Below are 1,201 nucleotides of genomic sequence, written 5' to 3'. Positions count from 1 at the left end.
GCTGACTCGAGGACTCTTGTTCGTACCCTGTCTGTCATGGCCACCCCTCTCCTGGAGCTCGCCGCGAGTCGAGGCGTCTGCTTCCCGCTGCGAGCCCGCCGGCTGACCCTCACTCCGTTCCGGGGTCTCGATGCGCCCGCCGTGTGGAGCTTCTGCCGTCTCGAGCAGGTGTGGTCGTGGACCTCCGGCCGCCCGGAGAGTGAGAACGCGCTGCGCGAGTCCTACCTCGGGGCGGGGGACCGCCTCACCGTGCGGGCCGGAGACGTCATTGTCGGTGTCGGGAAGGTCGCGGTGCGGGACGCGTGGAGTCAGGGCGGCCCGCGGGAGGAAGGCCGGGACGCCCAGGCCGAGATCGGCTGGACGATCGATCCGCGCCAGGCCGGGCAGGGCTATGGCACCGAGCTTGCGCGAGCCCTGCTGGGCTTCGCGTTCGACGATCTGGGTGTGCGACGCGTGGAGGCTCATGCCTTCGCGGACAACGCTCCGAGTCTGCGCATCATGGAGAAGGTGGGGATGCGTCACGAGGGCACGTTCAAGGAGGAGTCTCTGCATCTCACGCGCGGCTGGGTGGATGGTGCCACCTACGCGATGCTCGCCTCGGAGTTCCATTCGCCCCTTACGCAGGAGTGATCCCGGCGGCCACGACCGCATGATCTGCCGCTCCACCGCCGAGGGCCGTGTGCCAGCAGGGGGCTGTGAGCCGGGTGGGGAATGAGCGTGAGTGGCGGTGGCGCATCGGTGTGGCGTCTGCCCTGGTGGGTTCGACCGGTGTGTTCGCGGGGCTGCGGCAGGACCTGGGGCTGGGCTGGGGTCTGACGCTGGTGGCCGTCACGGCCCTCGGAGCGATGCTCGCCTTGCGAGGGGTGCATCACCGGGTCGAGGCGGAGCAGGCTCGCCGCAACGTGTTCGACGCCGGAGCCGGCTCCACCGCGTGGGTGATGCTGCTGATGGGGGCCGCGGTCATTCCGGGGCTGGCGCTGAACGTGATCGGCGACGCCGGCGTCCGGGCGGTCGTGGCCGGTCTGCTCGGCGCGGTGCTCGCTGCCGCCGCCCACGGCATCCTCGCGGCGACGACGACGCTCGAGGAGCAGCCTCGGCCCGAGCCGGTCCCTCTGGACCGGCGCAGGCGCTGACGTCGGGGTCATGGTCCCGCGCTCCTGAACACTGTTCAATGAACACTGTTAGAGTCCCTCGGGTCAGA

Annotated in this window: 2 protein-coding genes; both read left to right on the top strand. The window is 70.4% G+C overall.

All coding sequences use genetic code 11. The features are described from left to right. A partial coding sequence (locus QL983_RS11300) for a GNAT family N-acetyltransferase (RefSeq protein ID WP_290153067.1) occupies nt 1-630 on the top strand: 630 nt, incomplete at its 5' end. 125 nt (nt 631-755) lie between these two features. Continuing rightward, nucleotides 756-1,133 carry a hypothetical protein gene (locus QL983_RS11295; RefSeq protein WP_230260466.1) on the top strand — a complete coding sequence of 126 codons (378 nt, stop codon included), beginning with the start codon at nt 756-758 and terminating at the stop codon, nt 1,131-1,133. Nucleotides 1,134-1,201: the final 68 nt, after the last annotated feature.

Origin of the sequence: Micrococcus sp. APC 4021 (assembly GCF_030407635.1) — a bacterium.
In the GTDB taxonomy this organism is placed as follows: domain Bacteria; phylum Actinomycetota; class Actinomycetes; order Actinomycetales; family Micrococcaceae; genus Micrococcus; species Micrococcus luteus.
The sequence above is the reverse complement of the archived record's forward strand: the minus strand, read 5'-3'. Positions and strand labels throughout refer to the sequence as shown.